Annotated in this window: 1 other RNA gene; it reads right to left on the bottom strand. The window is 57.8% G+C overall.

Annotated features, from left to right (window positions below):
* Positions 1–31 precede the first annotated feature (31 nt).
* A non-coding RNA gene (locus Q1A40_RS23090) (RtT sRNA) lies at positions 32–156 on the bottom strand.
* Positions 157–230: the final 74 nt, after the last annotated feature.

Genomic DNA, 230 nt, shown 5'->3' with positions numbered 1-230 from the left:
AAAAAGGCGCCTTTAGGGCGCCTTTCCACATTGGTGGGTCGTGCAGGATGACTCGGCCTGTGGCCTCGCCCTTCGGGCCGTTGCTTCGCAACGTTGTTACGCTGCGCTTCACCCGAACCTGCTGCAGGTTCGAACCCCGCCCGAATCGCGCATAGCAAAAAGGCGCCTTTAGGGCGCCTTTCTACATTGGTGGGTCGTGCAGGATTCGAACCTGCGACCAATTGATTAAA

Source organism: uncultured Cedecea sp., from assembly GCF_947498825.1.
GTDB lineage: Bacteria > Pseudomonadota > Gammaproteobacteria > Enterobacterales > Enterobacteriaceae > JGM124.
The sequence above is the reverse complement of the archived record's forward strand: the minus strand, read 5'-3'. Positions and strand labels throughout refer to the sequence as shown.